Annotated in this window: 3 protein-coding genes; all 3 read left to right on the top strand. The window is 58.5% G+C overall.

Features of this window, described 5'->3' with window-relative positions:
* Positions 1-146: 146 nt before the first annotated feature.
* On the top strand, positions 147-389 hold the full coding sequence (locus C5C07_RS20345) for a hypothetical protein (RefSeq protein WP_115806044.1): 243 nt from the start codon (positions 147-149) through the stop codon (positions 387-389).
* A 173-nt stretch (positions 390-562) separates the two neighbouring features.
* Positions 563-757 carry a hypothetical protein gene (locus C5C07_RS20340; RefSeq protein WP_115806043.1) on the top strand — a complete coding sequence of 65 codons (195 nt, stop codon included), beginning with the start codon at positions 563-565 and terminating at the stop codon, positions 755-757.
* Positions 738-1037, top strand: a 300-nt coding sequence (locus C5C07_RS20335; protein ID WP_115806042.1) for a hypothetical protein, incomplete at its 3' end; no start/stop codon positions are given. The genes C5C07_RS20340 and C5C07_RS20335, both read left to right, overlap by 20 nt.

Here is a 1037-nt window from a genome sequence, read left to right as displayed (position 1 = left end):
AGAAAGCACTTATTCGATCCTACTGTACTGAACGAGCATGTATTCGTACTTGTTGGTCAGGAAACCACGTATTCGGTGACGCGGTCCGCACGACCTCGCCCCTCGTGGGCTCGTAGCGGGCTGCATCCCGGGTACGTACACTCACCATGGACGATGCTGAACTCCTCCGACGCGAACTGCGTGCCGCACGCGATGAACTCGTCCGCAAGCGCGCCGACGAGGGCGATGACCCAGTCGCGGCCGCAAGCCAGCTCCCGCTCATGCCGGAGCGCGATGACGAGTTCCTCCGACTCGCACTCATGAGCGTGAACGAACTCGAAACACACATCGAGCGTCTCGAGCGAGACCTCGATGACCTCAAGAACGGTATCGACCACCCCGACGACTAATCCACATCGCCGCTGCTGGAGCGGTATCCATCGGTTCCCTCCAAGAGGGACACAAACAACGTCGGTGTCGCAGTCACCCAGTCGGTATGCAGACATGTCGCCCACGCTTGCCCCATACCCAGCGCTACCTCAGACCCAGTCAACCACTCGAATCGACTCACACCAAATCCACGATGCAGGTCTATCCAAAAATTCCACACTACGACCACCCCATCGTTCCAGACGACTTCTTCGACGCAGACGACCTTGTCGTCGTCAAGCGCTGTGTTGCCGAACTCCGAAGAATACAGACGAACGCCATGCGCAACGACGCCGATTCCGCCACGATCTGGCAGCACCTCCCGAGTGATGACCGAGTATCCACGTGATGAGATTCGCAGGCGGGGTGGCGACCCTGAAGAGATTAGCGACCGCTATCGCGACCAGAAACCAGCGTCGATCTCTGTCTCGTGGGCAGACTTCGTCGAAACCGTCTGTAACGAGGACGACACCATCGAATACATCACGGCAATCCAAGAAGCACTCACGAGGCTCAGACGTCGCAAACGCGAGTGTGACATCGGCATGCCCATCTCAGCGCAGTGGGAGACTGACGTCCAACAGCGGCTGATCGCGAAGTACGCGTTTGCGATTCCAACACGCGAGGCA

This window comes from Haloferax sp. Atlit-4N (assembly GCF_003383025.1).
Classification (GTDB): Archaea; Halobacteriota; Halobacteria; order Halobacteriales; family Haloferacaceae; genus Haloferax; species Haloferax gibbonsii.
The sequence above is the reverse complement of the archived record's forward strand: the minus strand, read 5'-3'. Positions and strand labels throughout refer to the sequence as shown.